We start from the raw sequence: 24,524 nt of genomic DNA, 5'->3' as shown, positions 1-24,524 counted from the left end.
GGCTCAATTAAATACGCCGGCTGGAGAGGAACGTCGTTGAGCCTGGCCCCTTTTCCCGTGAAGAGGGCGCCCCGCAAGGGGGTCTGGTCTCGCCCGTGCTCAGTCATATCGACCTGCACGATGTCCTCGACCTCTGGTTCGAGAAACGGTTTGCCGGGACCTGCACGGGACGGGCGTACCTGATTCGCTACGCCGACGACGATGTGGCCTGCTTCGAGTACGAAGGCGATGCACGGGCCTTTCTCACCGAGATGACCGCACGCCTGGCGCAGTTCGACCTGGAGGTCGAGCCGAGCAAAACGGCACTGCTGCGTTTCGGCAGCGAGCAACTGGGTCGGACGCGGGCGGAAACGCCCGGACCGCGGACCTTCAGCTTCCTCGGCTTGACCCATTACGTCGGGAAGAGCCGAACGGGGCGTTTCGTCGTCGGTCGCAAGACCGACGGCAAGCGGGTCCGCAAGAAGCTCGCGCTCTTGAGCGAGCGCTTGCGTGGGTTGCGGGCGCAAGGCGGGCGGGCGATGGTGGCTTACCTGATCCGGCATCTGCGCGGCCACATCCAGTACTACGGTGTGAGCGGCAATAGCCGGGGCGTGTCGGGTTATCTCTACGCCGCGACGGGCCTATTGTTCAAATGGCTCAACCGGCGCAGCCAACGTCGTTCGTTGACCTGGAAGCGCTTCTACGCGGTCATCAAGCCCATGCTCCCGACGGCGCGGATCCTTCACGACCTCTACCCCGTCCCTTGGTGGAAGACTCAAGCTGGGAGCCGGATGGTGTAACACTCCCAGTCCGGTTCTGCGAGGAGCCGGGAACGAACCGTCGTATGGCCGAGATCATGTGGCACCGCCGGGAAACCAGGCGGCAAACAGAGAACACAAACATCAGCCTAACCGACGGTGAGGACCCGGCTTACTCTCCGGCTCAATTAAATACGCCGGCTGGAGAGGAACGTCATTGAGTCTGGCCCCTTTTCCCAACCCTTACCCGACCGGGACTTGCACCTGGTAAGAAGCGCCAAGCTTCGCTTGGCGCACTAACGTTTCGGCTAATCCGACCAATGCCGCGCAAGCCGACGACCTTTCATTAATCCACAAGCTCAATGCGCGGTATTGGGTCGGAGTTTAGTCGCTTGTTAGCCGTCGTTTTCATGCAACCGACCTTCAACATACTTGTGAAGGATGCTGGCAATTAGTGTTTGGTATGGGATACCTTCCGCAAGCGCTTTCTTTTGCAGGCCACGAAGATCTTTCGAGGGGAGGCGAATGTTGATCCGGGAATCCTTCCGGAACATTGCTTCGGCATATTCTTGGTGCCGTTTCTGGGTCTCCGCTGCGTTCTTGGAACGTTTTACGTTGCCGGACACAAACGCGTCCAAGATTTCGCGTTCTTCCTGATCTAGCTTGTTCATTTGTTGCCACCTTTGTAGTTCTTGGTAGCTTTGCGGCTCGGAATAATCGTCTTCAAGAAGACCTCTTCTTCCGACTCCACAAACGGAACGAGGTATACGTATTCCTCGATAGCAACCACGTGAATCTGCTGACCGGGATAACGTTCCTGATTCGGGTGGTCAATTGTGTCCAGGATGTCGCCGGCCATGATGTGGAAAACCACATCTTCAAAACAAACCCCTCGCTGAACTTTGAGAAGTGCGTTTTTCTCCGGATTCCAAGAAATCGGCTTCATGCGCCAAGCTTAGCACGTTGTGTGCCGTATGTATCCCTTTCGACTAGCGTTAGCCTCTGCCGCTTTGGGCAGCGGCTGGAGGCTCTAGTTGGCGTTTCTAACGGAACCTGTCGCTCTATACGCGTTATCCCTCTACGCATTTCTATAATCCTGTTTTGGGGAAAACGGGCCAGGCTCAATTAAATGCGCCGGGTGGACAGGAGCGTCATTGAGCCTGGCCCCTTTCGCCCCCTTCCCACGCATCCTTCTTGAGAAGGTGCGCCGGTCGGCCCGAGCGGTCTGCAGCGACGCTCAGTGCTTCCCGACGATCCTCGGCCGGAAGGAGGAGGAAGGTGTCAGCCATGCGCAACCTTCCCTACGCTGCGCGCAAGCCAGGTCGGAAGCTGGGGCGCCGCCGCCACCAGCTCGCTGAACGTGGCGGGCGGGAGCTTCCGTTTCAGGGTGCGCAGGGCGGCCTAGGCCTTATCCGGTCCAAGCCAGGCAAGCGCCCGAACCGCTTGACCCGCTGGCTGATGCGGCATAGCGAGCTGCCAACGCGGGGCGTGGCGAAGCTCGACGATCTGTTTGCCGAGGCTCATCTTCCGGGTACGTCCGGACGTCAGATAGACTAACCGGACCGGTACCTGCGTCGTGAGGCCGAGGTTGTTGGCGGCGGCGGCTCCGCTCGAGACGATGATCTCGCCGCGCTGGGCGGCGATCGCCTCGACGGCCTGTTCCACCGATGGCGCTCGGGTCCCGAACCGACTCGTAACCGGCAGCAAGTAAACGCCGCGCCCAGCTCGAAGCAGTTTCCCCCTCTCGGCCAGGCGCGCCAGGGCTTGGTCCACCGCCGCGCGATTGCCAAGGTGAAGCAAGCTCTTAGCCGCCACGGGCGTGCCCTTCGGCAGCCGCGTCGCATGCTCGAGGATCTGTTCGGTCAGGGGTTGCATGGCGGTTCTCCTGTCAGAAAAATACGAGGTTTTCTGACAGTTTTCAACCTCGGGATGGGCGCTCCGGCTAGATGAGCGGCGGGTCCTTATCGAGAAGGCCGTCGAGAAAATCCTCCCGGGATGAAATGGACCCCGCCTGGGTGGCGAGGATCAGCGTTTCCACGACATCCCGAGCCAGCGACCGGGCCATAACCCGTTCCTTCGTGAAATTGGGTGTCATCGAGATCCGAGATCCCGCTCCGAGATCCGTGGACAGTTAACTTGGTTCCGGCGTTCGCCCGAGAGTAAAGATCAGAGAAGAGGTTGCCTTACATGCCCACGAGTTCAGACGCCAAACTGCGGCCTTCCCACGCGCTCAGACCACAGTTTGGCGCGGGCTGTGGTTGGCGTCACCTGATGAGAAAGGAGCTTCAGCCAGCACCACCGAGCGTCGCGACACAGTCCCAGGTGACGGATTTCCGGGGCTGATTTGGGACATATTCGGCCCACTGTGAACCTTCGGGGTGCCTGGTTGGCAGCATACCGGGTGAAAAGACGGCTGGCTTAAATATAATCAGGTCACGTTATGGGCGCGAACGGTCAGTAGTGATGCCTAAGCTGAGCGATAAGAATGGAATCAGTTTCCACCTTGTAGACAAGCCGATGTTCGTCGTCTATTCTGCGAGACCAATAACCTGATAACGCATGCTTCAATGGTTCGGGTTTGCCAATTCCCTCAAAAGGGGTGCGCTGGATGTCCTGTATGAGCAGGCTGATTCGTTTGACCAACTTCTTATCCATGCGTTGCCAATACAAGTAATCGTCCCATGCGTGTTCAGAGAAAATCAATTTCATTCAGTCAATGTCCGCTCGGTACCACCACCATTCTCAAGTTCAGCAATCGATGCGAGCAGTCTTTGGGCGTTTTTCGGGCTGCGAAGCAAATAGGCTGTTTCTTCCAGAGCTTGGTAGTCGTCGAGGGAAATCATCACCACGGATCGGCAGTTTTTTCGGGTAACAATCATTGGGGCGTGGTCATCGCATACTTTTTCCATCGTCTCTGCTAACTTAGCGCGTACTTCCGAGTAAGTAATCGTGTTCACGGCAGGGCCTCCCGCGGTTCAGTTGTACAACTAATTGTACGTTAATGGTTGGTATGTAACAAGCCGCCCACGGGAAACAAGGGGCTCGATTAACTCAGCACGCGAGCCTCAATTGTTGGCGCGCAAGGTTTCCTTTGCTCCTTGGCAGCATACCGCGACCGAGAAGGGAATTTGGTAGACCGTCCCGGTCACGGGCGCGGATGGCGGAGGGGATGGGCGCCCCCGACACACGTCTGCGTCGATCCCGCGTGCGAACCAAAACGCCCGAGTTATCTTGGAATCGCAAGCGCTCCGGGTCATCAAAGCGTTTCTCATTCTTAACAGAAGGGTCTCTTTGCCTAGAATGGTAAACACTATGCCCGCTCGATCTCCCGTGACCAGCCCTGCCGCGACCGCTAAGCTCAAGGTGCTTGGCGAGCAGATTCGTGTGCGCCGCAAAGCGCTCGGGGTGAATGCCACGGTAGCGGCCGAGGCTGCCGGTATGTCGCGGGTCACGCTGCACCGGATCGAAAAAGGCGAGCCTGCAGTCACGATCGGTGCCTATCTGAACGCCATCGTGGCATTGGGTCTGGATTTCGGCATCCTCGCGCCGGATCAACCGGTCGACGCCGTCGGTGACCACGCAAAACCAGGCTGGATTCCGGTTCGCATTCGGCTCCAGGACTATCCGCAACTCAAGCGCCTGGCTTGGCAAGTTCATGGAACGGACGCTTTGACGCCCGTCGAGGCACTGGGGATCTACGAGCGCAACCGGCGCTATCTGGACCTCGATGCCTTGGAGCCACGCGAGCGGGAACTGATCGATGCGTTATGCCGTGCGCTTGGGGAGACGCACAGCCTTGTTTGAGCGGCCGCATCACCACAGCGTCGCGCAGGTGTTGTCCGCGCTCGACGGACCCCTGTTCAGAGAGAACAAGTGCCTGTTCGGCGGAGGCACCCTGATCGCGCTGCGTTACGGAGAGTATCGCGAGTCGGTCGACATCCATTTCATGGTTTCGGATCTCGCCGGCTATCGCACCTTGCGCCAATTGCTCACCGGACCTCCCGGCATCGCAGCGATTGTTCGTCGAGACGCGATACCTTTGAAGGAAGCGCGAGCGTTGAGGGCCGATCAGTACGGCATCAGGACAGCGCTGCTGGTGGGCGAGGAGCCAATCAAATTCGAGATCGTTTTGGAAGGGCGCGTGGCGTTGGCGGCGCCGACCCCGAGCGACGCGATCTGCGGTATTGCGACATTGACTCCGCTGGACATGGTCACCGGCAAGCTGCTGGCCAACTCCGATCGCTGGGCCGACGATGCCGCCTTCAGCCGCGACCTGATCGATTTAGCAATGATGACCCCACGCCTGGGGCTACTGCGAGAAGCGGTCGCGAAGGCGGAGCACGCTTACGGGGGATCCATCCTGCAGGATCTCGAAAAGGCGATTGACCGAATGCAGAACAGAGACGGATGGCTGGAGCGCTGCATGCTGGCCATGGCGATCAACCTACCCAAAGCGCAGATCTGGCAGAGAATCCGCGCGTTGCGGCGGATCCTGCCCTCGAAATAACGCCTATCCTGTCACGCCCTAGCCGAGCAGGCGCGGTCTTGTACTCGTTGCCAGTGAGGGCGATCTCGCCGACGCCGGCACGGCCCTTCACATCAATGAACCGCACTTCGATCGCGGTAGCGGGATCCTCCGGATGAGGGCGACGAGGGATCAGATCGCTTTCCCGCAAAAGCCTCGCTCGGAGCGAACCTCAAGTCCGGAATCAGAGGCGTTGTCTGCGTCGAGCGACTCCGGCGTGTCGAGATTCCACCCTCATTCACTCACCGGCAATCTGACCTCTGCACACAAGCCGCGGAGCGCGGACGAGCGGCCGAAGGCGATGTGCCCGCGGTAGCTCTCGACGATCTCCGTGGCGATCGCCAGGCCGAGTCCGTGGCCGCTGACCTCCTCGTCGAGTCGGACCCCTCGACCGGTGATGTCGGCGATCTCGGCATCGGAGCAGCCGGGTCCGTCGTCTTCGACCCTGAAGACCAGTGCCTTGCCCTCCGTCAGTAGGCTGCACCTCACCCGCCCGTTCGCCCATTTACAGGCATTGTCGAGCAGGTTGCCGAGCAGCTCCAGCATGTCCTCCCGGTCGGCGTCGAGCGGGCCGGAGGTGCGGATGTCGAGCTGGATATCGAGGATCTTCGGGGCATGGATGCGTCCTAGAAGCCGGGTGAGGGTCGGCAGCTCTTCGTTCGGGTCGAAGCGAAGGCCGGCCCCGCCGGCACCGGCGAGGCGCGCGCGTTTGAGCTGGCGCTCGGCGAGGCGGTGCAGGCGTTCGACTTGCTCGATCAGTGCCTCGCGTGTGTGTGCATCGATCGACAGCGCCGGGTCATGAAGCTGTTGTCGCAACAGACCGAGCGGCCCCTTGATCGCGTGCGACAGGTTTCCCGCGGCGGTACGCGAGCGCGCCAGGCGCTGGGTGAACAGCAGCAGCAGCCGGTTGAGCTTGTGCACCAGGGGGAGGATCTCGCTCGGCACTTGCTCGGTCAGGGCGACGGTCTCGCCAGACTCCAGGCGGCCGATGTCGCGGTAGACGGGGACGAGGGTCGCGAAGGCCCGTCGGACGACGAACCGCTGCACCAGCAGCATCAGGAGCAAGCCGCCGACCGCCATCGCGGCGAACAGTCGCTCGTAGTGCACCAGGGCATGATCGAGCGTGGTGACATCCTCCGCGACGGCAACCGCAAAGTCACCGCCCTCCAACCGGTAGCCGCCTCCCAGCACCAGCAGTCGCTGCTGCTCAGGGCCGACGGCGCGCCAATATTCCGACACGCCAGGTGCAAGCGGCCGACCGGCGAGATCCTGATCCCAGAGCGAGCGTGACCGCATGCGTTGCCCGTCTCGGGTCTCGATCACGAAATAGTGCCCGGAATAGGGCTGGTGGTAGACCGGTGTGAGCCGTTGCTGGCCGAGCTTGAGTCTTCCATCCGGGTTTCGGGACAAGGCGCCGACCAGCGCCTCGGCATCGTGCGCCAGTCGCGAGAGCACGAAGGCGTCTGCGGTGCGGTGCAGGGCCGCATGCCCGATCCACCAGACCGCCCCGATCAGGACCACCAGACTGGCGGCCAAGCCCAGCTGAAGACGACCCTCCAGCGATCTCATCGGCGCGGGAACAGATAGCCTTGACCCCGCAGGGTCTGGATTCGGTCCTTGCCGATCTTCTCGCGCAGACGCCGGACATAGACCTCGATCAGATTACTGCCCCGGTCGGCCTCGAGCTCATAGACATGATCCATGATCTGGGGCTTGGAGAGGATCCGGTCGGGATTGAGCATCAGATAGCGGAGGAGCCTGAACTCGGTGCCGGTCAGCTCCCGGGCGCTGCCGTCGGCAAGGACGACCTGCTGTAGGTCTTCGTCGAGACGAAGCCCGCCGACCTCAAGACCGCTGCGCAGATTGCCCGCCGCACGACGCGTCAGGGCATTGATGCGCGCGACTAGCTCTTCCATGTGGAACGGCTTGCCGAGATAGTCGTCGGCGCCGGCCTTGAGCCCGTCGACGCGCTCGTGCCAGGCGTCGCGCGCGGTGAGCACCAGGACAGGTGTCGTCACACCGCGCACGCGCCAGTTGCGCAGCACCGTCAATCCGGGCCGTCCGGGGAGCCCGAGATCGAGGACAATGGCGTCGTAGGGTTCGCCGGCGCCGAGCGCCTCGCCCGTGACGCCGTCGGCGGCGTGATCCAGGACGAAGCCCGAGGACTTGAGCGCCTTTTGCAGCTCGGCCGCGAGGGCCATGTCATCCTCGACCAGCAGCAGGCGCATTAAATCGCGTCCCGAGCGACAAACGGTGTCGCCCTGATGATTGGATCCCGGAGGTTCATAAGAACATTGGAGTCGACGCGATTTAAGATGAGTAAATTCAATACACTGAACCGCGTCTGCCGCCGCATGTGTTGGTGAGCGAAAGATTGCAAAAGGATACAGGAGCGCATGCGGTACCGGGCGCGGTTCAGTGCTTAATGACCTCGCCAGTCGCGGCGTCCAGATAAAGCTTGTGGACCGTCCCATCCGCGGCCAGGATCTTAATCTCGTAGAGATAGACGCCGTCCTCGCGTTCGAGCTCGGCCTCGACGAGCTGGCCGGGCTGCACGGTCTGGGCGCTGGCCATCACCTCGCCCATCGGCAGGATCTGTCCGGTCTCGCGCAGTTGCTTGATCTCGTCGTGGTCGAGCCGATCACCGGCGATGGCACCGCCCGTGACCGACAAGAGTCCAACCGAGACGGCGATTGCCGTTAGCCGCGGTCTCTGCATGCGCCTGGTCCCCTTGGTTGGGATGAGTAGCCTTTGTGGCTCGTCTTCCCTTTTGGGCCAGAGCAAGCCGACTGGGTCGAAGGCGACCCATGTGTCGCCTTCGCCCCGGATGCAGTCTCGTTCCCTAAACTGAATTGGCGCTGAACTGGAGTTCAAATCGAGCGCGGAGGTGAGCGTGGGTGGGTTGTGTGTCAGCGTCTCGGCTTCCAAGGTTACCTGTTCACCGTCTCCGCGATCAGCACCTCGGCGGGAATACCGAGGTGCCGGTGCAGCCTGCGAATCATGGGCAGCGTCAACGGCCGTTTGCGATTGAGGATTTCGTAGACCCGGTTGCTCTTGCCGATGAGGGGTTCCAGGCCGCTAGGGTTCCCGACCGGATGCCAAACTCCGGCCGCACACTCGGGTACGCCGACTTCAGTCGGCTCCCGGGTACGGGCGACTTTGGTCGCCCGAGTGCGCCCGCACGGCGGACTGAAGTCCGCCTCCCCGGGAGCCGACTAAAGTCGGCGTACCCGGGTGACGATCTGGACACTGCCGATGTGGCCGAAACGATGATCGAGGTCTCCGCGTCCGCGGCACCCTATTCCTTGTGGGTGCCGATGCAATTGATGAAGATACCCCGGCCAGGATGACGCGTCTTGTCAAAACTCAAGCGACGCCCGGGCCCACAACTGCCGTCCCGGCTCGTTGACCTGCACCGGACCCGGGTTGAAGGGATCGACGTTCGCGCGGTTCACGGCATAGGCGTACGCGCGATCGAAGAGGTTGTCCACGCCGAGGCTGAGCGTCGCGGCCTTTGAGATCCGTGCCTGACCATAGAGGTCGAGGATCCACCAGCCGGGCGTCGGGCCGACATCCAGGCCGCTCCCGGTGAGCGGGTCGTCGTCAACGCGGTCCTGGGTGTCGTTCCAGTTCAACCTGGTGCCGACGGACCAACGCTCGGCGAGATAGTCGAGGCTGACGGTGCCGCCGAGCGGCGGTGTTTGCGCGATGGGTGTGGAGTCGGTGCGATTCTGTGCATAGACATAGGCGAGCGAGGCGCCGGCTCGCCAGTGCCGGGCAAACTCGATCGAGCCGGTCCATTCTCCGCCGGTGAGCTCGGCGTCGATATTCCGATAGATGAAGGTGCCGTCGGCCAGCAAGATCCCCGGCTGGCCATGGGCGCGATCCCGCAAGATGAAATCGTCGACCCGGTCGTAAAAGAGGTCGAGCTGGGTGTTCCAGAGCTTGGCGACCTTGGCCAGCGTCACGCCGATCTGATGATGCGCCTCGGGATCCAGGCCGGGGTTGCCGACCCAGCGTTGATTGTTTGCGACCGTGGACGGGGCGGCGTTGGAGGCAATGTAGCGTTCGGTGGCATCGGCGGAGCGCAGGGTGCGGCTGACCCCAACCGAAAAGGAGATGCCGTCGTCGAGGATGTGCGCGTAGGTCAGGAATCCGCCCAGATTGTCTTCGTCCGTGTCTTCGGCGCCGACACCATAGTAGGCGCGATACAACTGCTCGGCGGAACGCACCCAGGCGGGTCCGACGGGCACAAGCGCGGCACGCGACTGCGAGACGCTGGCCTCGGTGCGGTCGTAGCGCAGCCCGGCGGTGAGTCGGGATTGCTCGGTCAAGGGGCGCTCGATCTCGACGAAGAGGCCGAGGTCTGAATTCACCACGTCAGGCCAGAGATATGAGTTGGGGACATCGACCGCCGCGGAGCGGTAGTTCCAAAAGCGCGTGGCGTCGCGATCGACCTGGAGATAGTCGGTCCCGAGGGTCCAATTCATGCCCATCGCTTCCAGATCGGCGGTCAGACGCCCGCCTACGGTATCGGCGGTGCTGGGGGCGCGCATCTTGAACATGCCGGTCAGGGGCCGGAGGCTGTAATTGTCCATCAGATGATCGACCGAGACGCTGTAGAGCTCCGCCTTCACCGCGGCGAAGGGACCGAGCGGGGTGTCCTGACCCAGGCGGAGACGCCACTGGTCGCTGTCGCTGTAGATGCCGTCCATGCCGGCGCCTGCGTAGAGGACATCCCAGTCGTGGGTATGGTCGTAGCTCAGAACGGCACGGGTATCATCGTTCGGGGTGAGGCCGAGCGACAGACCGGCCCCCTCGGTGTTGTAGGCACTGCGCACCGGGTTGCCGTTGCCGTCGTCGTAATTGTCCGCGGTCTGATACTGGCCGGTGGCGCGGGCAAAGCCCTCGGGGGTTCCGACCGTCACGTCCGCGCCCAAGTTGTTCGTGTGCGAGTTGTCGGTGATGCCGCCGGTGAAGCGTGCGCGGAAGACCTCGTCGGGATCGAAACGGGGGGTGTCGCGCTCGAACAGGATGGTGCCGCCGCTCCCGCCGCCACCGTAGCGGACCGTCTGGGATCCCTTGATGACGGTGACCGAGTCGTAGTTGTCCAGATCCACATAGACGGTCGGCGGGTCCATCCGGTTGGGACAGCCGCCGAAGGCGTAGGCGCCGTCGATCAGGATATTGAGCTGGCTGGCGGTCTGGCCGCGGATGATGGGGTCGATGCCGAAACCGCCCATCCGGGAGCCGCTCACGCCGGGGACGGAGCGCAGGAGGTCGCCGCCGTCTGCCGGAAGGCCGGGTGTGACCTCGACGATGGGTGCGACGAAGGTCGCGGGCGGGAGGGCGTCCGGGCGCTCCGCGGTCACCTCGAGCTCGGGCAGGACCACGCCGCCGTCATCCGGGGTTTGCGCGGTCGCCGTGTCGACCCAGAGCGCGACCGAGAGTCCCGCCAGCATAGCGATCAGGATGCCGGCCCAGGCGGTGATCTGGTTGCCGAGCGGTACCCTTCCCGGCGCCCGTATCCCTGTCTTGTTGGCGACCTGAAGCCTCGCCAGGTTCGTGCCTCGGTTCGGGAGTCGATGGCTCCAAGACCTTAATCTTAGTGTGCTCATTGGATGTGCCTCCGCGTCTCGTCTGCGTGATCGAGTGGCGGAGGAGCCTATCTAAGTTCTTTCCCCGGTTGCCGGGATTCGAGGTTTTACTGATCGGAGACAGGAGAGAGTAGGTGATATCGCCGAGCGTGTGCCCGATATCGCGCAAAGTCTCGCTCGGCCATCCAGTGACGTTGTTCGGAAGAGACCAAGGCTCAGCCGTCCTGTCGATCTCGATGAGGGGCAGAGGCCGAGCAAACCGCGCGTTGTTAAGCCGCGTCCAGAGCGAGAGGCTCATTTGCAAGTGAGCTCGACGTTTGGTGCATCCACAGCCGATAGCGAGAGACGCGGTTAAAATTATACATTTTTTAATATCTTAAACCGCGCCGGTTCCAACGCTCGTCGAGTCTGTCGGGGCCGATCCCATCCACTAACATCGCATACCGCTCTGGGCGCGGTTTAAACCGGCAAGCTCTCTTCGCCGAGGCTGACCGGATCCTGATGGATGGTGATGTCCGAGTCCGGATGCTCCACTCGAATGCGTGCCTCGACGTCGAGCGCTACCTGATGTGCGGCCAGCAGCGGCATGGCGTCGTCGAGCTCCAGATGCAGTTGGATGATCAGGGATTGTCCGGATCGGCGTGTCCGCAAGCCATGCACCCCCAGCACGCCGGGAACCGAAGCCGCAAGGTTCAGGATCTGTCGGCGTGCTACTTCCGGAAGCTCGCGGTCCATCAGGAGTTGAACGGCGTCGAAGCCGATCCGCAAGGCGCTGTAGAGGATGTAGACCCCGATCGCCAGTCCGAACAGCGGATCGAATCCGGACCAGCCGGCGGAGGCGAGCAGCAAGGCCACCAGGGTCGCGGCATTGGTGGCCAGGTCCGTCGCGTAGTGCAGGGCATCCGCCCGAATCGCCGCCGACCCGGTCCGGCGGATGACATGCCGCTGGAAGGCCAACAAGGCCAGCGTGACCAGTATCGCGAAACCGATCACCAGCAGGCCGACTCCGGCCTCCGCGACGGGTTGCGGATGCAGCAGACGGTCGACCGCCTGCACGCCAAGGAATACCGCCGAGGCGGCAATCAAGGTCGCCTGTCCGAGCGCGGCGAGGGCTTCGGCCTTCCCGTGACCGAAGCGGTGCTCGGCATCCGGCGGCATCAGCGACCAATGCACCGCCAGCAGGTTCACCAGCGAGGCGCCCGCGTCCATCGCCGAATCCACCAACGAGGCCAGCACGCTGACCGATCCCGTGACCAACCAGGCCCCGAGCTTGGCCAAAATCAGCAGACAGGCCGTCGCGACCGATGCGTAGGTGGCCAGACGCAGCAGTCTTTCGTTCGAGGCTCCGGATCTGGCTGGTCTAGCGGTCTCGGGTGTGCTCGGACTCACTGCGGTGCTCCTTGTTTAGGGTGATTAGAACCGCCGGCCTCCAGCCTCCAGCTTCGAGTCGCAGTTGGCCGGCGTTGATGTTATTCCCTGGCGGGCACAACAACCCGCCCGGATCCAACCCCGGACATCGAGCCCCGAACGCCGAACGCCGAACGCCGAACGCTGATAGCTGATAGCTGATAGCTGATAGCTGATAGCTGATAGCTGGAGGCTCTCACAAGAGAGCGAATGCCCCGCGCGCCCTATTCCTCGAACACCAGCGCGATCGGCTTCTGCATAAAGGCGTGCCTGACCTGGGCATTGTCGAACACCGAGACGCCGAACGGGTAGGCCGCTGCTAGATCCTCGAACTGCACGTCGGTCTCGCTGCCCGTGACCAGCTTGCGCCGCATCTCCATGGTCCAGACCCCGTCGTTCCAGGACAACCCGAGCGCGATATCGCCGCGGTCGCCCTCAGGGTCGGCGCCGTATCGAAGGCGATCGCCGTCACCGTTTCGAGTGCGCGGGCAGCGAGCGCGGGAGCGGAAAACGCGCAGGTGGCGACGAGCATGGCCGACAAGGCCGTCGTCTGTCTTCTCGGGTTCGCAATCATCTTCGGGTTCCTCTGGTGGTGGTCGTCGTTGTTGTCGTGGCTCGGATCGGAGCTGCGCTGGTGAAGAGCCCTCGCGTATCTTGCGTGCGGGTTGCTCTCCGACTTGTACCGCCGACCCCGAGGCAACGCAATTCCGCCGGCGCCTCCCCGAGCGTGTGGTTCAGTCGTCGGTCGGACCCCGCTCGCTGGCCGACCGGCGATCATGCCGCACCCGGTCGCCGAGGATGAAGTCCGGAGCTCGTGCCTCCCTAGGGGGACCTCAGTCCTCCCAGCGTCCATGACCGGGGATGGAGACCTGTTTTTCGTTGTAGATGCCCTCGGCGGCGCCGCGGTGGCAACTGCTGCATTGGCTGAAGCTGCCGACCTCCGGGTTGTCCGTCACCAGACGGGCCGGGATCTCGTCATGCTCGTGCATGAAGTAACGGGTCTCGGTGATCCGCGGGAGCGTCGTCCCCTCGGCCTGCACCGATTGATTCGCGCCTACGGCAAAGGCCCGTGAGCGCGAGCGCTCGGCTTGGTCGGCCGAGTTGTTGAGCAGAAACGCGGTGATATCGGTGCGGACGTCGTCGGCCAGCGAGGCGTCGTCGCCATAGTGGTTGCTCAACCCGGCGGGACTCATGATCTGCGCCCAGGCATCGCCGGGCAGCAGACCCGCCTGATAGGCCATGTGGCAGGAGCCGCATTCCTCGCTGTAGGTCGCATTCACGACCGGGGCGACATCGGGGCGCGACTTCACCCAACCGCCGCCTTTCTCGTGTTTTTCGTAATCGTCGTCGTCGGAATCGCCGACGGCCAGGCCGACGGCGCCCAAGGAAAGGATTGTGATAGCCAGCATGGCGATCGTTTTGGTCGATGTCCGCATGGGAGTTAGCTCCTGATTACTGGGTTTCGATGTAACTGATGAAATCGGCCTTCTCATCGCTTGTGCATTCGCGCCCGAGGGTCCAGCGACAATTGCGCAGCAGCCATTTCTCGACCTTGGCCTGATCCGTCAGGCGCTGCGGATTCACCGATGGCGCCAAGGGTTCGATGACCTTGTTGGTCACCGCGTGTCGGCCGGGCTTGGTCAGGTCACGGTTGTGGCAGGTGACGCAGCTGCGCGCCGGCGAGCCGTCGGTTTGCGGGTATTCCTTTGTCCAACCCGCGGCGCCCGCCGTGGCGTCGCCGGCGAAGGACGCGGTCGGGAGGGCCGTGGCGCCGGACACGAGGATCAGAATGGCCAGAGTTGCATTCATGTTGCGTTTCATCAGATGTCCTTCCGTTTTAAGCCGGTGATCATGCCGCCGATCAGGTTTTCCCGATGGGACAGGCTGGAGAAGATGACGCCGGCCACATGGGCGACGATGAGGACGAGCGTGAGATTGGCCATGACCTCGTGGACGTCCTCGAAGAAGTGGCCCCAAAATCCCGGCAGTGCGCTCATCATCGGTGCCAGCGGACCCGAGAGCTCTTCCGCGCCGTAAACCGCCAGCCCGCTCAGTCCGGTCAGCACGACCGCAATCATCAGGGCGATCACCATCGCACCGCCGGCCGGGTTGTGGCCGAGGTAGCGCGGAGCGCGCAGCCGCAGGGCGTCCCGGACATAGGCCAGGACGTCGCTCGGCTTGCGGACGAAATCGCTGAAACGGGCGTGACGGGTGCCGATCAGGCCCCACGCCAGACGAACGGCGATCAGGCTCAGCACCAAATAGCCGGCCCAGACATGCACGCCGAGGAGGTCGTCCTCGACGATGAAGGCGGTGGCGAAACCGCCGACCAGTGCCCAGTGGAAGATTCGAACGAGAGGATCCCAGACGCGGATGCGTTCCGGGCTATCCGTTTGGGTGATCGTCGGTGCGACCATGGTCTCGGTGGTCATCTGAGTGCTCTCCTGATCTCTGCGTTGAGGATGGTTTGGCCTCGATCGATCTTGGCCTGGTTGCAGATTACCGGGGCGAGCCTGACGAAACCCTGTGCGCCCTTGTCAGCAAACGGTCAGCTTGGTTCGGTCCATAATGGGTTCCATGCACACTCAGCCGTTCCGTCATCGACTCTTGGCCGCCCTCATGGCGTCCGCTCTGGCTCCGGCCTTGTCTCTCGCGGACTCCCGAGTGCATGAAGGCAATGACGAGGCGCGCCATGATCACGACCGTGCCCGACACGCCCTGCAGCAGGGTGAGGTTCGGCCGATCGCCGAGATCCTGCGACGGGTCGCGGAGGAGGTTCCGGGCGAGGTCATCGAGGTGGAGCTCGAGCGCGAGAATTGGCTCGGCAAGAAGCGTTGGGTCTACGAGATCAAACTGATCGCGCCGGACGGGCGACGGGTGGAGGTGTTGGTGGATGCGCCGACGGCCGAGATCCTCGCGGTGGAGGAAGACTGATGCGCCTGCTCTTGGTCGAGGACGACGTGCGGCTCGCCGAGGGCCTGGTCGCGGCGCTGACGGCTGCGGGTTTCGTTGTAGATCACGAGGCTGACGGCGAGGTCGCCTGGTTCAAGGGTGATACCGAAAGCTATGCGGCGGCGGTCCTGGATCTCGGGCTGCCGAGCATGGACGGGCTCTCGATCCTGCGTAAATGGAGGGCGAACGGGCAGCGTTTTCCGGTGCTCATCCTGACCGCGCGGGGTGATTGGCACGAGCGTGTCGAGGGTATCGACGCCGGTGCAGACGACTATCTACCTAAACCCTTCCGGATGGAGGAGCTGCTGGCGCGTCTGCGCGCCCTGGTGCGCCGGTCCGCGGGCCAGGCCAGCGCCGTGCTTGTCAACGGCCCGCTCGTACTCGACACCCGCCGGATGGCCGTGACGGTCGAGGGTGTCCCGGTCCATCTCTCCCCCCAGGAATACCGTCTCGTCAGTTATCTGATGCAGCATGCCGGGCGTGTCGTCTCCCAGCTCGAGCTCACCGAGCAGCTCTATGCCCAGGACTTCGAGCGCGAGTCCAACGCCGTCGAGGTCCTGGTCGGGCGGGTGCGCCGCAAGCTCGGGGTGGATTTGATTCAAACGCGGCGTGGGTTCGGGTATTTGGTCGAGGAGTCGTATTGAACCGCGTCCGGAGTCCAAGCCTGTGTTGGAGTGAGCGCGATCGCTCGAGGTCCGGCGGGCGCTCGGCGAGACGCGGTTCAAGCGAAAATCTGAAAAGACTTAAACCGCGTCATCTCCAAGAGGCTTGGTCGCTGCGGTGTATGGTCTACAGTCGAACCCAACGTGTCGCGCGAGACGCGGTTTAACATGGCCCGCCGCTCTCTACGCGCCCGCCTCTGGATCGGAGCCGCACTCTCCATCACGCTGGCCCTGGCGGTGGCCGGGCTCGGTCTCCTGACCCTCTTCGAGCGCCATGTCGAGCGGCGCATCGGCGAGGAGCTGCGCGCGCAGCTCAACCAGCTTGCCGCAGCGATGACGATCACGCCGGATGGGGAGGTTCAGCTCGCTCGCGAGCCGGCCGACCCGCGTTTCGCTCAGCCCTTGAGCGGGCTCTATTGGCAGATCGACGGCCCGGCGCGCCCGGGGCTCCTGCGCTCGCGCTCGCTCTGGGATCATCTGGTCGAGCTGACCGACGACGACCTGAATCCCGGAACCGTCCACGCCCACGAGGTCATGGGTCCGGACGCACAGATTTTGTTGGTGCGCGAGCGTCGGATTCGCCTGCAGGCGGCCGGCGGGCTCATGCCCTTGCGCCTCATGGTCGGGGTCGATCGGGCGGAGTTGATCGCGGCGCGTGATGCCTTCGCGGCCGACATGCTGCCCTATCTTGGCCTCATTGGGATTGTTCTGGCTCTGGCGACCTTCGTGCAGATCCAGACCGGTCTTGTGCCGCTCGATGCGGTGCGTCGCGGTCTCGGTGAGATTCGCACCGGCCGGACGCGGCGGCTCGCTGAAGCCTACCCGGACGAGGTCATGCCGCTGGTCGGCGAGGTCAACGCACTGCTTGAGGCCCGAGAGCAGGCGATCGAGCGCGCGCGGGCCTGGACAGCTGACCTCGCTCACGGACTCAAAACCCCGCTGGGTGCGCTGGTGGCCGATGCGCAGCGCCTGCGCGAGCAGGGCAACGCGCCCCTGGCCGACGATCTGGAGCACTTGGCGATGGCCATGCGGCGACGGGTCGAGCGCGAGCTGGTGCGCGCCCGGTTGCGCTCCGGTACCGGTCTACAGCCCTCCTATGCCGACGTGGTCGAGACCATTCACCGACTGTTGCGCACGCTGCAACGCACCCCGGAGGGCGCGCGGCTCGACTGGCAGTTGGTCGCGCCTGCGCAGGCCCGGGCCGCCGTCATCGGCGACGATTTGCTGGAGCTGCTGGGGAATCTGCTGGAGAACGCCGCGAAATGGGCGCGGAACGAGGTGGATATCCGGGTGAGCGTCAGCGATCGAATCGAGATCGGCATTGAGGACGATGGCCCCGGTGTCCCACCCGAGCAGATTCCTAGGCTGGGCGAGCGCGGCTTGCGTCTCGACGAGCGTAAAGAGGGCAACGGTCTTGGACTCGCGATCGCCCGGGATGTGGTGGACGCCTACGGCGGGGCGCTCGATTTCGAGCCCGGGAAAAAAGGAGGGCTTTCGGTGCGGGTTCAGCTGCCGATGGCTCAGTCCGCGTAGGTACGAATTCATTCGCACAATCCGGGCGTAGGTGCGAATTTACTCGCACTTACGCCCGGCGACCGCCGGATTTCGTGTCAGCGGATGTCTCCCGGCTGATCCTTGCTCAGATAGGCTTCTTCCTCGGGGGATAGATCCACCTCGTCGAAGCCGTTGATCATCGGCATGAGATGCTCGCGGAAGGAATGCCCGATGGTGAGCATGTAGACATGGATGAGCACGAACGCCAGGATCATGAAGGCCGCCGCCGTGTGCACCATTGCGACGCCGGTGAGCCATTGCGTGGCATCGGGCACGTCGCGCCACGCGAAATAGAAGAGATAGGCGAGTCCGGTGATCCAGATCGCCGGAAACAGCACGATCTTTAGCATGAGGTAGGCCAACGCCTGCAAGGGGTTGTGCTTGCGCCAATAGGCCTTGCGGTAGGGGTGGCGCTCGCCTTTGAAGATGCCGTAGCTGTAGAAGCGCAGTACACCCCACATCCCCGTTGCGGACGGGATGAAGTGGCGCCAGGTGCGCGTCGTAAAGAGCCAGAAGACACTGAAGATCCAGAGCAGGAGCAGCGCGAAAGCGGCCGAGGTATGCAAGGTGACCGCGTCTTCGAACGTAAAGAGATCATGGAAGCCGTGCAACCCGAAACCCGTGATCAGCAGCGTGACGATGAGCAGCATCTGGGACCAGTGCCAGAAGCGCTCGAACAGGCTGAAGATCTTGACGCGGCGTGTGGTCATCAGTGCTGCTCTCCCTTGGAGCCATGGGACGGCGAGAAGAAGCGAACCAATCCATGAATGAGGATTCCGCCCAGGATGCCGGCGACGAGAAGCGTCCCGATAATGTCCAGCCAGCGGTTATGGTCGCGGCCCGGCATGTAAACGCCCTCGACCGAGGCCAGCCGGCTGCCTGTGGGGGTATGGCAGTCGCCGCAACCCAGCGCCTGTTCCTTGGGTGCGACCATGTGGGTGATGGGCCACCAGGAGATGGTCTGGATGAAGCCGAACTCGCCTGAATACGGCAGTCCGAAATCGGCCATGCCCTTGGCGATGGACTTGCCCATGTCGTAGTTGCCCCAGTAGGCGGCATCGTCCTCGCCCCACAGATGGGTATAGACCAGGGTGCCGTTGCCTTTGTCGTAGGGCTGCCAGGTGTGCATGCGTTTGAAGGGCCAGATCCGGGATTTTGGATCCTCGCGCGAGCCGTTGAAGCCGTTGATCTCGATGGACTCGGCCTGCGGGTCGAACTTGGTGTCGATGGTGGTGTAGAGCATTTGGCCATCGAACCAGCCATAGCTGGGAGGAAAGTTTTCGTCGAAGGTGAAATCGCCCTTGATCGACTTGTAGGTGTAACGGTGGTCGCCGTTGCCCTGGATGTAGCCGTCCTCGTGATAGCCCTCGCCGTCCCTCGTCTTGCCGGCGGTGCGCCAATCCCAATCGACGACGGTTGCGACACCGCCGCGTGCGATCTCGGGGATGTGGCAGGTTTGGCAGGCGATGCTCTGCACGTGATCGTTGAGCTTGAAGCCCGCGAGCGAATCCACCGGATGGGGCGCGAGACCGTGACACGACTCGCAGGTCGCCACGTCGCTGCGCTGGCCCGGCTTGCCCGTGCCCTCGGTGTCTTTGGAGATGACTTGGTAGCGGCTGCCGGCCCAGACATGGCGGTTGGTGATGTGGCAGGCCGTGCAGGCGAAGTTCAGACCGTCGACTCCCATGTGGACGTCGAGTGTCCTCGGCGGGCTCTTCAAGGCCGAGGAGAGGTCGCCGTGCTTGACGTTGTCGCCCCCGCCGCCGTTGAAGTGGCAGGCCCCGCAGTTGGCGCGTTGCGGCAGCCCTACGCTCCTTGCGGCCGCGGCCAGATCGATCGGGGGCTTGCCCTCGAACATGACCGAGCAGGCCGCATTGCCGGCGCTGTTCGGGGTCTTGTAATAGGTGCCCGTGGTCTCGTGACAGACCAGACAGTCGATATTGGTCTGGTCGCTGAAGTCGAAGCTCTCGTCCTTCCAGCCGTAGCCGGCATGGCACTGGGCGCACATCCCTTCATTGCCGCGGGAGTTGGTGCAGAAGTTGTTGATGAGATAGCGCTTGCCGAGCTGCTGGCCGGTCTCCTCGTTGGTGTAGGACCAAGTCCAATGGACGTTGCGCATGAAGTGATCGCCGGCCTCGGTGTGGCAGCCGAGACAGGCGACGGTGACCTCCGGCCCGGAGCTGAAGGGCCCCTTGAGCTGGTCGAACTTGGTGTGATCGGCGGTGCCGCCCTGCAGCGGTCCGGAGATCTGGGGAGCCGGAACGGCTGCTGCCGGCGGTGTCGGCCAGGTGTCCCGGGCGTCAGGGCTTACGCTGAAGAGTGCGATCAAAAGAAAGCCGGCGACGACGCCGATCGAGGCTCGCATGATGTGGCTCCGGAAGGTGAGCTGGGGCAGGGTCTGTGCCCGGTCGTGGTCCGGACATGCGCTACCGCTACCGCTGCCGCCCGCCCGTTTACGGTCTAGCATACTAGTTCAGATCAGTCGTCTTTTCCGTGACGAGGCGCAATGACTTTCAAGAGCTCGGACTCTCCATCGAGACCTACTTCTCGCGACCCGAGTACGTGATCGAAGGTACGCTGCTGGCCATCTCCGAGGCGGTCCATCGCTGGGGAACCTATCCGCTCGATCTTTCTCTCGAGCGCGCAAGCTCCCTGCCACCGAAGGGCCCCCGGAGCTGACCGCGTGGCGGATACGCTGTGTCTGATGGTCTGCAGCCATTTTTGCAGGGATGTCGAGACCGCCCTCGCGGGCCTCGGCGAGGGGGGCGTGCGCGTCCAGGCTTACCCCGCCGTCTGCACCCTGCGTCCCGGACAGTGCAACCTCGCCGAGGCTCGCGAGACACCGCCGCCGGAGGGTTGTGACGGCGTCTTGGTGCTTCTCGGGTGCGAGACCGAGACGCGTGCTGCGCCGCCGGACCCTCGCGTGCTCCTGGATACAGGCAACGACGCAGCAGCCCTCGGGGCGCTCGAGGCGATGGCTCGGTATCTGGGTCTGCCGTGCCGCAGCCGCTATGTCGGATTGGATTATCTGAAGCTCTTTCTCTCGGGCGCCATCGCCAAGTGGCGCAATCTCGCCGTGGAGGCAAAGACCAGAGATGTCCTGGCGCAGGCCAACCGCAAGGTCGCCGATGACGCCATGGCCTTCGACCTGCTGGTTCGCTTGTCGCACATCACCGACGAGGAGGCCACGATCGCGGCGATTCAGGAGCTCTTCGCGATGCTTTTCGGCTGCACGAACCTGGTGTATGGCCAGGTGGAGGAGGGGCGGGTCAAGGAGATCTTCGCCGCGGAGGAGCGACCTCGGGATCGCGTCGATCTTCAGCAGGCGCTCGGCGCACTGCACGAAGGCTATCTGATCATGCCGTCCGGGAGCGGTTTTGTCCTCCGCATCGACTATCGGGATGCCGTCCTGGGATTGATGCTGGTGCGCGAGATCCCGTTCCCGGCCTATCGGGATCAGTATCTGAATCTCGGCCTGGCGATCTCCAACCTCTGTGGTTTAGCCATTTCCAACGCCCGTACCTTCGTGAAGCTCCAAGAGACCGAGCAGAACCTGCGCCGCGAGCGCGAGATCAATGCCCGCTTGTTCCAACAGATCCGCGCCTTGGCCGATACGGATCCCCTCACCGAGCTGCTCAACCGCCGCCGCGATGGGCCGGGCCACTCAAATCCCAGGTTTGCCGGCCGACACGGCCGACACCGCCGTATGTCGATGATGATCCGAATCCAAGCGCATGCTCTTGCGCAAGCCGATGAACCGCACGCGCGGCGGCAGGGCATTGGTCCACTCGCGCTGGTCCCGACACTGGCGCTGATGATCGCAGCCCCAGCGCCTTCGGCTGATCCCGAGGTGGCGGTAGTGCTTTATCAGGACTTGATCGAGGTGGCTCCAGGTGAGTTCCAGGTGCGTGGGCTGAGCCTATCGGCGGCCTTCGGCCCGACGGCTAACGCATCGGTGACCACTATCAGCGACCCGGAGGGCCAGGTCATAATGGGTTTTACCTCGGCGGTTGCTGGCCCCGATGTGCGGGCAAACAGCCTACCAAAGGTGACCGTCCCGGAGGGCTGGACGGTCGAGACCCAAGTCGGGCAGTCGGTGACACCTCCACCCTAGCTGCTTCGCGTTTTGTCGCGTCTGGCTTGTGCCGGCCATGCATGGAGCGGCGCTGGAGTCGGTGCCCCGGAACACGCCCGTTGGTGAGACGGGGAAAAACGCGGTGCCGACCGTGCCCCGGCGGGATGTGGCGACCGTGCGCGGCCGCGCCTTCGATCAAGAGACGGGTGCCGGGCTGTCCAACGTGGTGCTCAAGCCCATCGAGGCCGAGCCCAGCGCCGACCAAACACTCAAGTTCAGGGTCGAGCTGAAGATCCGCACCATGCGGATGCTCGCGCCTTTGAAGGTGAAGGGATAAGGCGATTTCAGGGAATCAGTATCCCGCATCGGTCGTTGCTTTCCCGGAAAACACCCTCGTTCACAAACCCCACACCGATAGGGCGGATCATTTTAAAACCGCGCCTGACGCGATATGCGTCGTGTGTTGGATTGGCTTGGCCGTGCCGGCTCCGACACCTGTCGGAGCCGGCACGGTTTAGGTGATTTCCGCAAACTTCCATACCCGTAGGTTGTGCTGACGATAGGAAGCACAACTTGCGCCGACGGTTGGTTGTGCCTCGCGCGGCTCGGCACAACCTACGCCGTTGGTATGAGGGTTTCCGGTATTCGCCTTAGTTCTGGGCCACATCGCGCCTGTCCTCCGCTTGAGCCGAAAGGATCATCGGGTTTCGGAGTGCGTGCTCGATGGCAACACGAGCGCAGTCGCGGTGAGGAACTCGCGTAGCGCTCGGTGATAGGCCTCGGGTTGCTCGATCATCGGCAAATGGCCGCAGTCTTCGAGGCGAACCTCCCGTACGTTGCGGATCCTGGCCGCAAGCGCACGGGCGCCGGATGGCGGCATCACGGCGTCCGCGTCGGCATTCACCATCAGGGTCGGCGTCGTCATCGTTTCCAAGGCCGTCAGGAAGGCTGGACTGCCGGCGCCGATCGCACACTCCAGCGCGCTGAGCGGATCCGTGCTTAAAAACTCGCGCACGCCGAGACGCACCATCTCGTCGTCATCGGGGAGCTGGCGCAGAACGTGCGCTGCGACCGTCCGATATACCAGTGGTTGAGCGCCGAGCCAGTCGATCGCCGGTCGCGAAAGCGCGAGCCATGGCCGGGACATGGCTAGCCAGGGCCGCCAGAGCGACAGGGCGAGGTTCATCTGATGATAGGCCTGCGTCAAGGCGAGACGCTCGAGCGCGTTTCGAGCCGTTCCCAGGCTGGTCAGCACGAGTCGATCGACCCGCTCGGGCCGGTATGCCGCCACCAGGATCGCGACGGCGGCGCCCCAGGAATGGCCGTCGAGGTCGAAGCGATCAAGGCCCAGGCGGTCGGCGAAGTCGATGACCAAGCCAGCCATTGCTTCGGGTCCGGCCGTGCCGGATCTGACGGGCGTGTCCCCGTGACCCGGGAGATCCAGGGCATAGAGATCGCGGATGTCAGAGAGGTGTTCCGCGGTGTGCTGCCAGTGTCGCGAAGAACCCCCCCAGCCGTGGACAAGCAGGAGAGGCGGTTTGCCGTCGGTGACCTTCCGATAGACGACAGGGCCGTCGGCGAGCATCAGGCGATGCCGGGTCGAAAAGTCCATCGGCGTTGCTCCATCAAAACGGCTGCGAGGCCGGGGTCTGCTTCTTGAGGTACCCCGGCGAGGAGCGGCGCAGCATAATGGCCGTCCGACGGGCTCGTAAGACCTCGCCAGAACCTCGTGCAGCACAGCATTTGTGTCGAGACCGTTCGTTGTCGTTGTCGTATCGATGGTCGATTACGACAACGACAACGACAGCGACAGCGACAACGAAGTTGATCTCGGACGGTCTCGGAATCTCTGCACCGCTCCACTCGTCGGGACCCATACGGTAGCCCCGGATCACTCGGAGAAGGTAACACCATGACCAAACGCACGACAGCTTCCCCTGCAATCATCGTCGCACTCGCGACTGCATCTGTTTTGGTTGCGAGCTGTTCGGGCTCACGCGAGGATGTGCGCGTGAGCTTCTGCAAGAGTTTGGTGGCGACGCAGGTCGCCTCGCCGGGCTCGGTGCGCTGGACCGGCGTGGAGACGAAGCCCCGAGGCCATTCAGGACTTTCGGTCGTGCTGGGGTTCGAGTCCGACGGCGTAAGCCGGCCTCGGCAGGCGACCTGCCACTATCGTTACAATGCGGTCGATGACACAGCGTTGACGCTGAGCGATCCACTGTCCGCCTATTCGACCTCTCCGGAGACCATGACGATCGACGGCGAGTCGCTCTCCAGGTCCGTACTCGCCGAGGCGGTCAAGCAGGCGATGATCGCCCAAGGCAAGGCAATCATCGACCGGGCACAGCAGGGGATCGAGGATGCCGCGGCTATGGCGCGCGACCGTCTCGGCTCCGGCAATGGCAACTGAAGCCGGCGTGGCGAGCTGACCGAGGCGTCGGGGGCAAGCGCCGCTTTGTCCATGAACACTGCCGCAGGACTCCGTGGGCTTCGCTCTCGCTGGTCCACCCGACCGGTCGGTCTTACGCACACGGTCGGGCGGTCGATGGCGGTCAGAGCAGGCGTTCGATGGCCTGGGTCATCTTCTCGCTCTCCGGGCCGATGCGGCTCGGGAACACCTCGACGACCTTGCCGTCTCGATCGATGAGATACTTGTAGAAGTTCCATTCGGGGTAGACGCCGGTCTCTCCGGCCAGGTGCTCGAAGAAGGGTGCCGCCGCACCCTTGCGGACTTGAACCTTCTCGAACATCGGAAACTCCACCGAATAGGTCAGACGGCAGAACTCCTGGATCTCCTTCTCGGTGCCAGGCTCCTGATTCGCAAAGTCGTTGGACGGAAAGCCGAGCACCACCAACCCGCGATCACCGTATTCGCGGTAGAGTGCCTCGAGGCCGTAACTTCTCAAAAAGTAGTGGCAAGGAAACCAGTAAGCTACGAAAATAAACTTCACTGCAGGACAAACTGTCGCCCCTGAATACTTCATCTGTCGAGCATGGCTGATCCGAATCCACTGC

The 24,524-nt window shown here is 63.1% G+C and carries 29 protein-coding genes and 2 pseudogenes; 10 read left to right on the top strand and 21 right to left on the bottom strand.

Going from position 1 to position 24,524, the window contains the following annotated elements:
• Positions 1-11 precede the first annotated feature (11 nt).
• Positions 12-779 carry a reverse transcriptase domain-containing protein gene (locus tag AADX97_RS08475; protein WP_374238551.1) on the top strand — a complete coding sequence of 256 codons (768 nt, stop codon included), beginning with the start codon at positions 12-14 and terminating at the stop codon, positions 777-779.
• 353 nt (positions 780-1,132) lie between these two features.
• Here AADX97_RS08475 and AADX97_RS08470 read toward each other — a convergent pair whose 3' ends face one another.
• From AADX97_RS08470 to AADX97_RS08440, 7 genes and pseudogenes are all read right to left on the bottom strand, one after another.
• Entirely contained in the window at positions 1,133-1,408 is a 276-nt protein-coding gene (locus tag AADX97_RS08470) for an antitoxin (RefSeq protein WP_374233408.1), read from the bottom strand.
• The gene (locus AADX97_RS08465) at positions 1,405-1,683 is read right to left on the bottom strand and encodes a BrnT family toxin (RefSeq protein WP_374233409.1); all 279 of its coding nucleotides are present in this window, start codon (positions 1,681-1,683) and stop codon (positions 1,405-1,407) included. The genes AADX97_RS08470 and AADX97_RS08465 overlap by 4 nt, the downstream gene beginning before the upstream one ends.
• Positions 1,684-1,888: 205 nt before the next feature.
• The gene (locus tag AADX97_RS08460; RefSeq protein WP_374238758.1) at positions 1,889-2,026 is read right to left on the bottom strand and encodes a hypothetical protein; all 138 of its coding nucleotides are present in this window, start codon (positions 2,024-2,026) and stop codon (positions 1,889-1,891) included.
• A pseudogene (locus AADX97_RS08455) lies at positions 2,019-2,612 on the bottom strand (DUF6088 family protein). Before AADX97_RS08455 ends, AADX97_RS08460 begins: the two are co-directional and overlap by 8 nt.
• Positions 2,613-2,679: 67 nt before the next feature.
• Positions 2,680-2,832 (bottom strand): hypothetical protein, encoded by a 153-nt coding sequence (locus AADX97_RS08450; protein WP_374233410.1) that lies wholly within the window; start codon positions 2,830-2,832, stop codon positions 2,680-2,682.
• Between the two features lie 359 nt (positions 2,833-3,191).
• Complete coding sequence (locus AADX97_RS08445) at positions 3,192-3,446, bottom strand: Txe/YoeB family addiction module toxin (RefSeq protein WP_374233411.1); 255 nt, start codon at positions 3,444-3,446, stop codon at positions 3,192-3,194.
• On the bottom strand, positions 3,443-3,694 hold the full coding sequence (locus AADX97_RS08440) for a type II toxin-antitoxin system Phd/YefM family antitoxin (RefSeq protein WP_374233412.1): 252 nt from the start codon (positions 3,692-3,694) through the stop codon (positions 3,443-3,445). The genes AADX97_RS08445 and AADX97_RS08440 overlap by 4 nt, the downstream gene beginning before the upstream one ends.
• A gap of 373 nt (positions 3,695-4,067) precedes the next feature.
• On the opposite strand from AADX97_RS08440, the gene AADX97_RS08435 reads away from it, so the two are divergent.
• Positions 4,068-4,541 carry a helix-turn-helix domain-containing protein gene (locus AADX97_RS08435; protein ID WP_374233413.1) on the top strand — a complete coding sequence of 158 codons (474 nt, stop codon included), beginning with the start codon at positions 4,068-4,070 and terminating at the stop codon, positions 4,539-4,541.
• Positions 4,534-5,244 (top strand): nucleotidyl transferase AbiEii/AbiGii toxin family protein, encoded by a 711-nt coding sequence (locus tag AADX97_RS08430; RefSeq protein WP_374233414.1) that lies wholly within the window; start codon positions 4,534-4,536, stop codon positions 5,242-5,244. The genes AADX97_RS08435 and AADX97_RS08430 overlap by 8 nt, the downstream gene beginning before the upstream one ends.
• Positions 5,245-5,496: 252 nt before the next feature.
• Here the strand turns inward: AADX97_RS08430 and AADX97_RS08425 are convergent, their stop codons facing one another.
• From AADX97_RS08425 to AADX97_RS08380, 10 genes and pseudogenes are all read right to left on the bottom strand, one after another.
• Positions 5,497-6,831, bottom strand: a complete 1,335-nt coding sequence (locus tag AADX97_RS08425) for a sensor histidine kinase (protein ID WP_374233415.1) — start codon at positions 6,829-6,831, stop codon at positions 5,497-5,499.
• Complete coding sequence (locus AADX97_RS08420; protein ID WP_374233417.1) at positions 6,828-7,490, bottom strand: response regulator; 663 nt, start codon at positions 7,488-7,490, stop codon at positions 6,828-6,830. Before AADX97_RS08420 ends, AADX97_RS08425 begins: the two co-directional genes overlap by 4 nt.
• A 187-nt stretch (positions 7,491-7,677) precedes the next feature.
• Positions 7,678-7,980 (bottom strand): PepSY domain-containing protein, encoded by a 303-nt coding sequence (locus AADX97_RS08415; RefSeq protein ID WP_374233418.1) that lies wholly within the window; start codon positions 7,978-7,980, stop codon positions 7,678-7,680.
• A 212-nt stretch (positions 7,981-8,192) separates the two neighbouring features.
• Positions 8,193-8,336: pseudogene (locus tag AADX97_RS08410) on the bottom strand (DNA-binding protein); the annotation flags it as partial.
• A gap of 285 nt (positions 8,337-8,621) precedes the next feature.
• Positions 8,622-10,880, bottom strand: coding sequence for a TonB-dependent copper receptor (locus AADX97_RS08405; RefSeq protein ID WP_374233419.1), 2,259 nt, complete (start codon positions 10,878-10,880; stop codon positions 8,622-8,624).
• A gap of 438 nt (positions 10,881-11,318) precedes the next feature.
• On the bottom strand, positions 11,319-12,248 hold the full coding sequence (locus AADX97_RS08400) for a cation diffusion facilitator family transporter (protein WP_374233420.1): 930 nt from the start codon (positions 12,246-12,248) through the stop codon (positions 11,319-11,321).
• A gap of 242 nt (positions 12,249-12,490) precedes the next feature.
• Complete coding sequence (locus AADX97_RS08395; protein WP_374233445.1) at positions 12,491-12,784, bottom strand: ethylbenzene dehydrogenase-related protein; 294 nt, start codon at positions 12,782-12,784, stop codon at positions 12,491-12,493.
• Between the two features lie 315 nt (positions 12,785-13,099).
• Positions 13,100-13,702, bottom strand: a complete 603-nt coding sequence (locus AADX97_RS08390) for a cytochrome C (RefSeq protein WP_374233421.1) — start codon at positions 13,700-13,702, stop codon at positions 13,100-13,102.
• Positions 13,703-13,718: 16 nt separating this feature from the next.
• A complete protein-coding gene (locus AADX97_RS08385; RefSeq protein ID WP_374233422.1) occupies positions 13,719-14,087 on the bottom strand; it encodes a DUF1924 domain-containing protein in 369 nt (122 codons plus the stop codon).
• The gene (locus AADX97_RS08380; RefSeq protein ID WP_374233423.1) at positions 14,087-14,698 is read right to left on the bottom strand and encodes a cytochrome b/b6 domain-containing protein; all 612 of its coding nucleotides are present in this window, start codon (positions 14,696-14,698) and stop codon (positions 14,087-14,089) included. Before AADX97_RS08380 ends, AADX97_RS08385 begins: the two co-directional genes overlap by 1 nt.
• 232 nt (positions 14,699-14,930) lie before the next feature.
• Here AADX97_RS08380 and AADX97_RS08375 point away from each other — a divergent pair, with 232 nt between their 5' ends.
• From AADX97_RS08375 to AADX97_RS08365, 3 genes are all read left to right on the top strand, one after another.
• Positions 14,931-15,200 (top strand): PepSY domain-containing protein, encoded by a 270-nt coding sequence (locus AADX97_RS08375; RefSeq protein ID WP_374238546.1) that lies wholly within the window; start codon positions 14,931-14,933, stop codon positions 15,198-15,200.
• Entirely contained in the window at positions 15,200-15,862 is a 663-nt protein-coding gene (locus tag AADX97_RS08370; RefSeq protein ID WP_374233426.1) for a response regulator transcription factor, read from the top strand. The genes AADX97_RS08375 and AADX97_RS08370 overlap by 1 nt, the downstream gene beginning before the upstream one ends.
• 186 nt (positions 15,863-16,048) lie before the next feature.
• A complete protein-coding gene (locus AADX97_RS08365) occupies positions 16,049-17,413 on the top strand; it encodes a sensor histidine kinase (RefSeq protein ID WP_374233427.1) in 1,365 nt (454 codons plus the stop codon).
• Between the two features lie 77 nt (positions 17,414-17,490).
• Here AADX97_RS08365 and AADX97_RS08360 read toward each other — a convergent pair whose 3' ends face one another.
• Both AADX97_RS08360 and AADX97_RS08355 read right to left on the bottom strand, forming a co-directional pair.
• Positions 17,491-18,144 (bottom strand): cytochrome b/b6 domain-containing protein, encoded by a 654-nt coding sequence (locus AADX97_RS08360; RefSeq protein WP_374233428.1) that lies wholly within the window; start codon positions 18,142-18,144, stop codon positions 17,491-17,493.
• Positions 18,144-19,799 carry a tetrathionate reductase family octaheme c-type cytochrome gene (locus AADX97_RS08355; protein WP_374233429.1) on the bottom strand — a complete coding sequence of 552 codons (1,656 nt, stop codon included), beginning with the start codon at positions 19,797-19,799 and terminating at the stop codon, positions 18,144-18,146. The genes AADX97_RS08360 and AADX97_RS08355 overlap by 1 nt, the downstream gene beginning before the upstream one ends.
• Before the next feature lie 128 nt (positions 19,800-19,927).
• Between AADX97_RS08355 and AADX97_RS08350 the strand changes: the two genes are divergently transcribed.
• From AADX97_RS08350 to AADX97_RS08340, 3 genes are all read left to right on the top strand, one after another.
• A complete protein-coding gene (locus tag AADX97_RS08350; RefSeq protein WP_374233430.1) occupies positions 19,928-20,113 on the top strand; it encodes a hypothetical protein in 186 nt (61 codons plus the stop codon).
• Positions 20,114-20,117: 4 nt separating this feature from the next.
• Positions 20,118-21,548, top strand: a complete 1,431-nt coding sequence (locus tag AADX97_RS08345) for a hypothetical protein (protein WP_374233431.1) — start codon at positions 20,118-20,120, stop codon at positions 21,546-21,548.
• 103 nt (positions 21,549-21,651) lie between these two features.
• On the top strand, positions 21,652-21,846 hold the full coding sequence (locus tag AADX97_RS08340; RefSeq protein ID WP_374233432.1) for a hypothetical protein: 195 nt from the start codon (positions 21,652-21,654) through the stop codon (positions 21,844-21,846).
• A 360-nt stretch (positions 21,847-22,206) separates the two neighbouring features.
• Here AADX97_RS08340 and AADX97_RS08335 read toward each other — a convergent pair whose 3' ends face one another.
• Positions 22,207-23,121: an alpha/beta fold hydrolase gene (locus AADX97_RS08335; protein WP_374233433.1), complete on the bottom strand. Its 915-nt coding sequence runs from the start codon at positions 23,119-23,121 to the stop codon at positions 22,207-22,209.
• Between the two features lie 399 nt (positions 23,122-23,520).
• Between AADX97_RS08335 and AADX97_RS08330 the strand changes: the two genes are divergently transcribed.
• The gene (locus AADX97_RS08330; RefSeq protein WP_374238545.1) at positions 23,521-23,919 is read left to right on the top strand and encodes a hypothetical protein; all 399 of its coding nucleotides are present in this window, start codon (positions 23,521-23,523) and stop codon (positions 23,917-23,919) included.
• Between the two features lie 142 nt (positions 23,920-24,061).
• On the opposite strand, the gene AADX97_RS08325 is transcribed toward AADX97_RS08330, so the two are convergent.
• Entirely contained in the window at positions 24,062-24,517 is a 456-nt protein-coding gene (locus tag AADX97_RS08325) for a glutathione peroxidase (protein ID WP_374233446.1), read from the bottom strand.
• Positions 24,518-24,524 lie beyond the last annotated feature (7 nt).

The sequence above is a fragment of the Thiocapsa sp. C2-2m genome, from assembly GCF_041903745.1.
GTDB classification, from domain to species: domain Bacteria; phylum Pseudomonadota; class Gammaproteobacteria; order Chromatiales; family Chromatiaceae; genus Thiocapsa; species Thiocapsa roseilacustris.
The sequence above is the reverse complement of the archived record's forward strand: the minus strand, read 5'-3'. Positions and strand labels throughout refer to the sequence as shown.

Coding starts and splice junctions, on each gene's coding strand:
- AADX97_RS08470 (WP_374233408.1), bottom strand. CDS start 1,408: ATGAACAAGCTAGATCAGGAAGAACGCGAAATCTTGGACGCGTTTGTG.
- AADX97_RS08465 (WP_374233409.1), bottom strand. CDS start 1,683: ATGAAGCCGATTTCTTGGAATCCGGAGAAAAACGCACTTCTCAAAGTT.
- AADX97_RS08460 (WP_374238758.1), bottom strand. CDS start 2,026: ATGGCTGACACCTTCCTCCTCCTTCCGGCCGAGGATCGTCGGGAAGCA.
- AADX97_RS08450 (WP_374233410.1), bottom strand. CDS start 2,832: ATGACACCCAATTTCACGAAGGAACGGGTTATGGCCCGGTCGCTGGCT.
- AADX97_RS08445 (WP_374233411.1), bottom strand. CDS start 3,446: ATGAAATTGATTTTCTCTGAACACGCATGGGACGATTACTTGTATTGG.
- AADX97_RS08425 (WP_374233415.1), bottom strand. CDS start 6,831: ATGAGATCGCTGGAGGGTCGTCTTCAGCTGGGCTTGGCCGCCAGTCTG.
- AADX97_RS08420 (WP_374233417.1), bottom strand. CDS start 7,490: ATGCGCCTGCTGCTGGTCGAGGATGACATGGCCCTCGCGGCCGAGCTG.
- AADX97_RS08415 (WP_374233418.1), bottom strand. CDS start 7,980: ATGCAGAGACCGCGGCTAACGGCAATCGCCGTCTCGGTTGGACTCTTG.
- AADX97_RS08405 (WP_374233419.1), bottom strand. CDS start 10,880: ATGAGCACACTAAGATTAAGGTCTTGGAGCCATCGACTCCCGAACCGA.
- AADX97_RS08390 (WP_374233421.1), bottom strand. CDS start 13,702: ATGCGGACATCGACCAAAACGATCGCCATGCTGGCTATCACAATCCTT.
- AADX97_RS08385 (WP_374233422.1), bottom strand. CDS start 14,087: ATGAAACGCAACATGAATGCAACTCTGGCCATTCTGATCCTCGTGTCC.
- AADX97_RS08380 (WP_374233423.1), bottom strand. CDS start 14,698: ATGACCACCGAGACCATGGTCGCACCGACGATCACCCAAACGGATAGC.
- AADX97_RS08370 (WP_374233426.1), top strand. CDS start 15,200: ATGCGCCTGCTCTTGGTCGAGGACGACGTGCGGCTCGCCGAGGGCCTG.
- AADX97_RS08365 (WP_374233427.1), top strand. CDS start 16,049: ATGGCCCGCCGCTCTCTACGCGCCCGCCTCTGGATCGGAGCCGCACTC.
- AADX97_RS08360 (WP_374233428.1), bottom strand. CDS start 18,144: ATGACCACACGCCGCGTCAAGATCTTCAGCCTGTTCGAGCGCTTCTGG.
- AADX97_RS08355 (WP_374233429.1), bottom strand. CDS start 19,799: ATGCGAGCCTCGATCGGCGTCGTCGCCGGCTTTCTTTTGATCGCACTC.
- AADX97_RS08335 (WP_374233433.1), bottom strand. CDS start 23,121: ATGGACTTTTCGACCCGGCATCGCCTGATGCTCGCCGACGGCCCTGTC.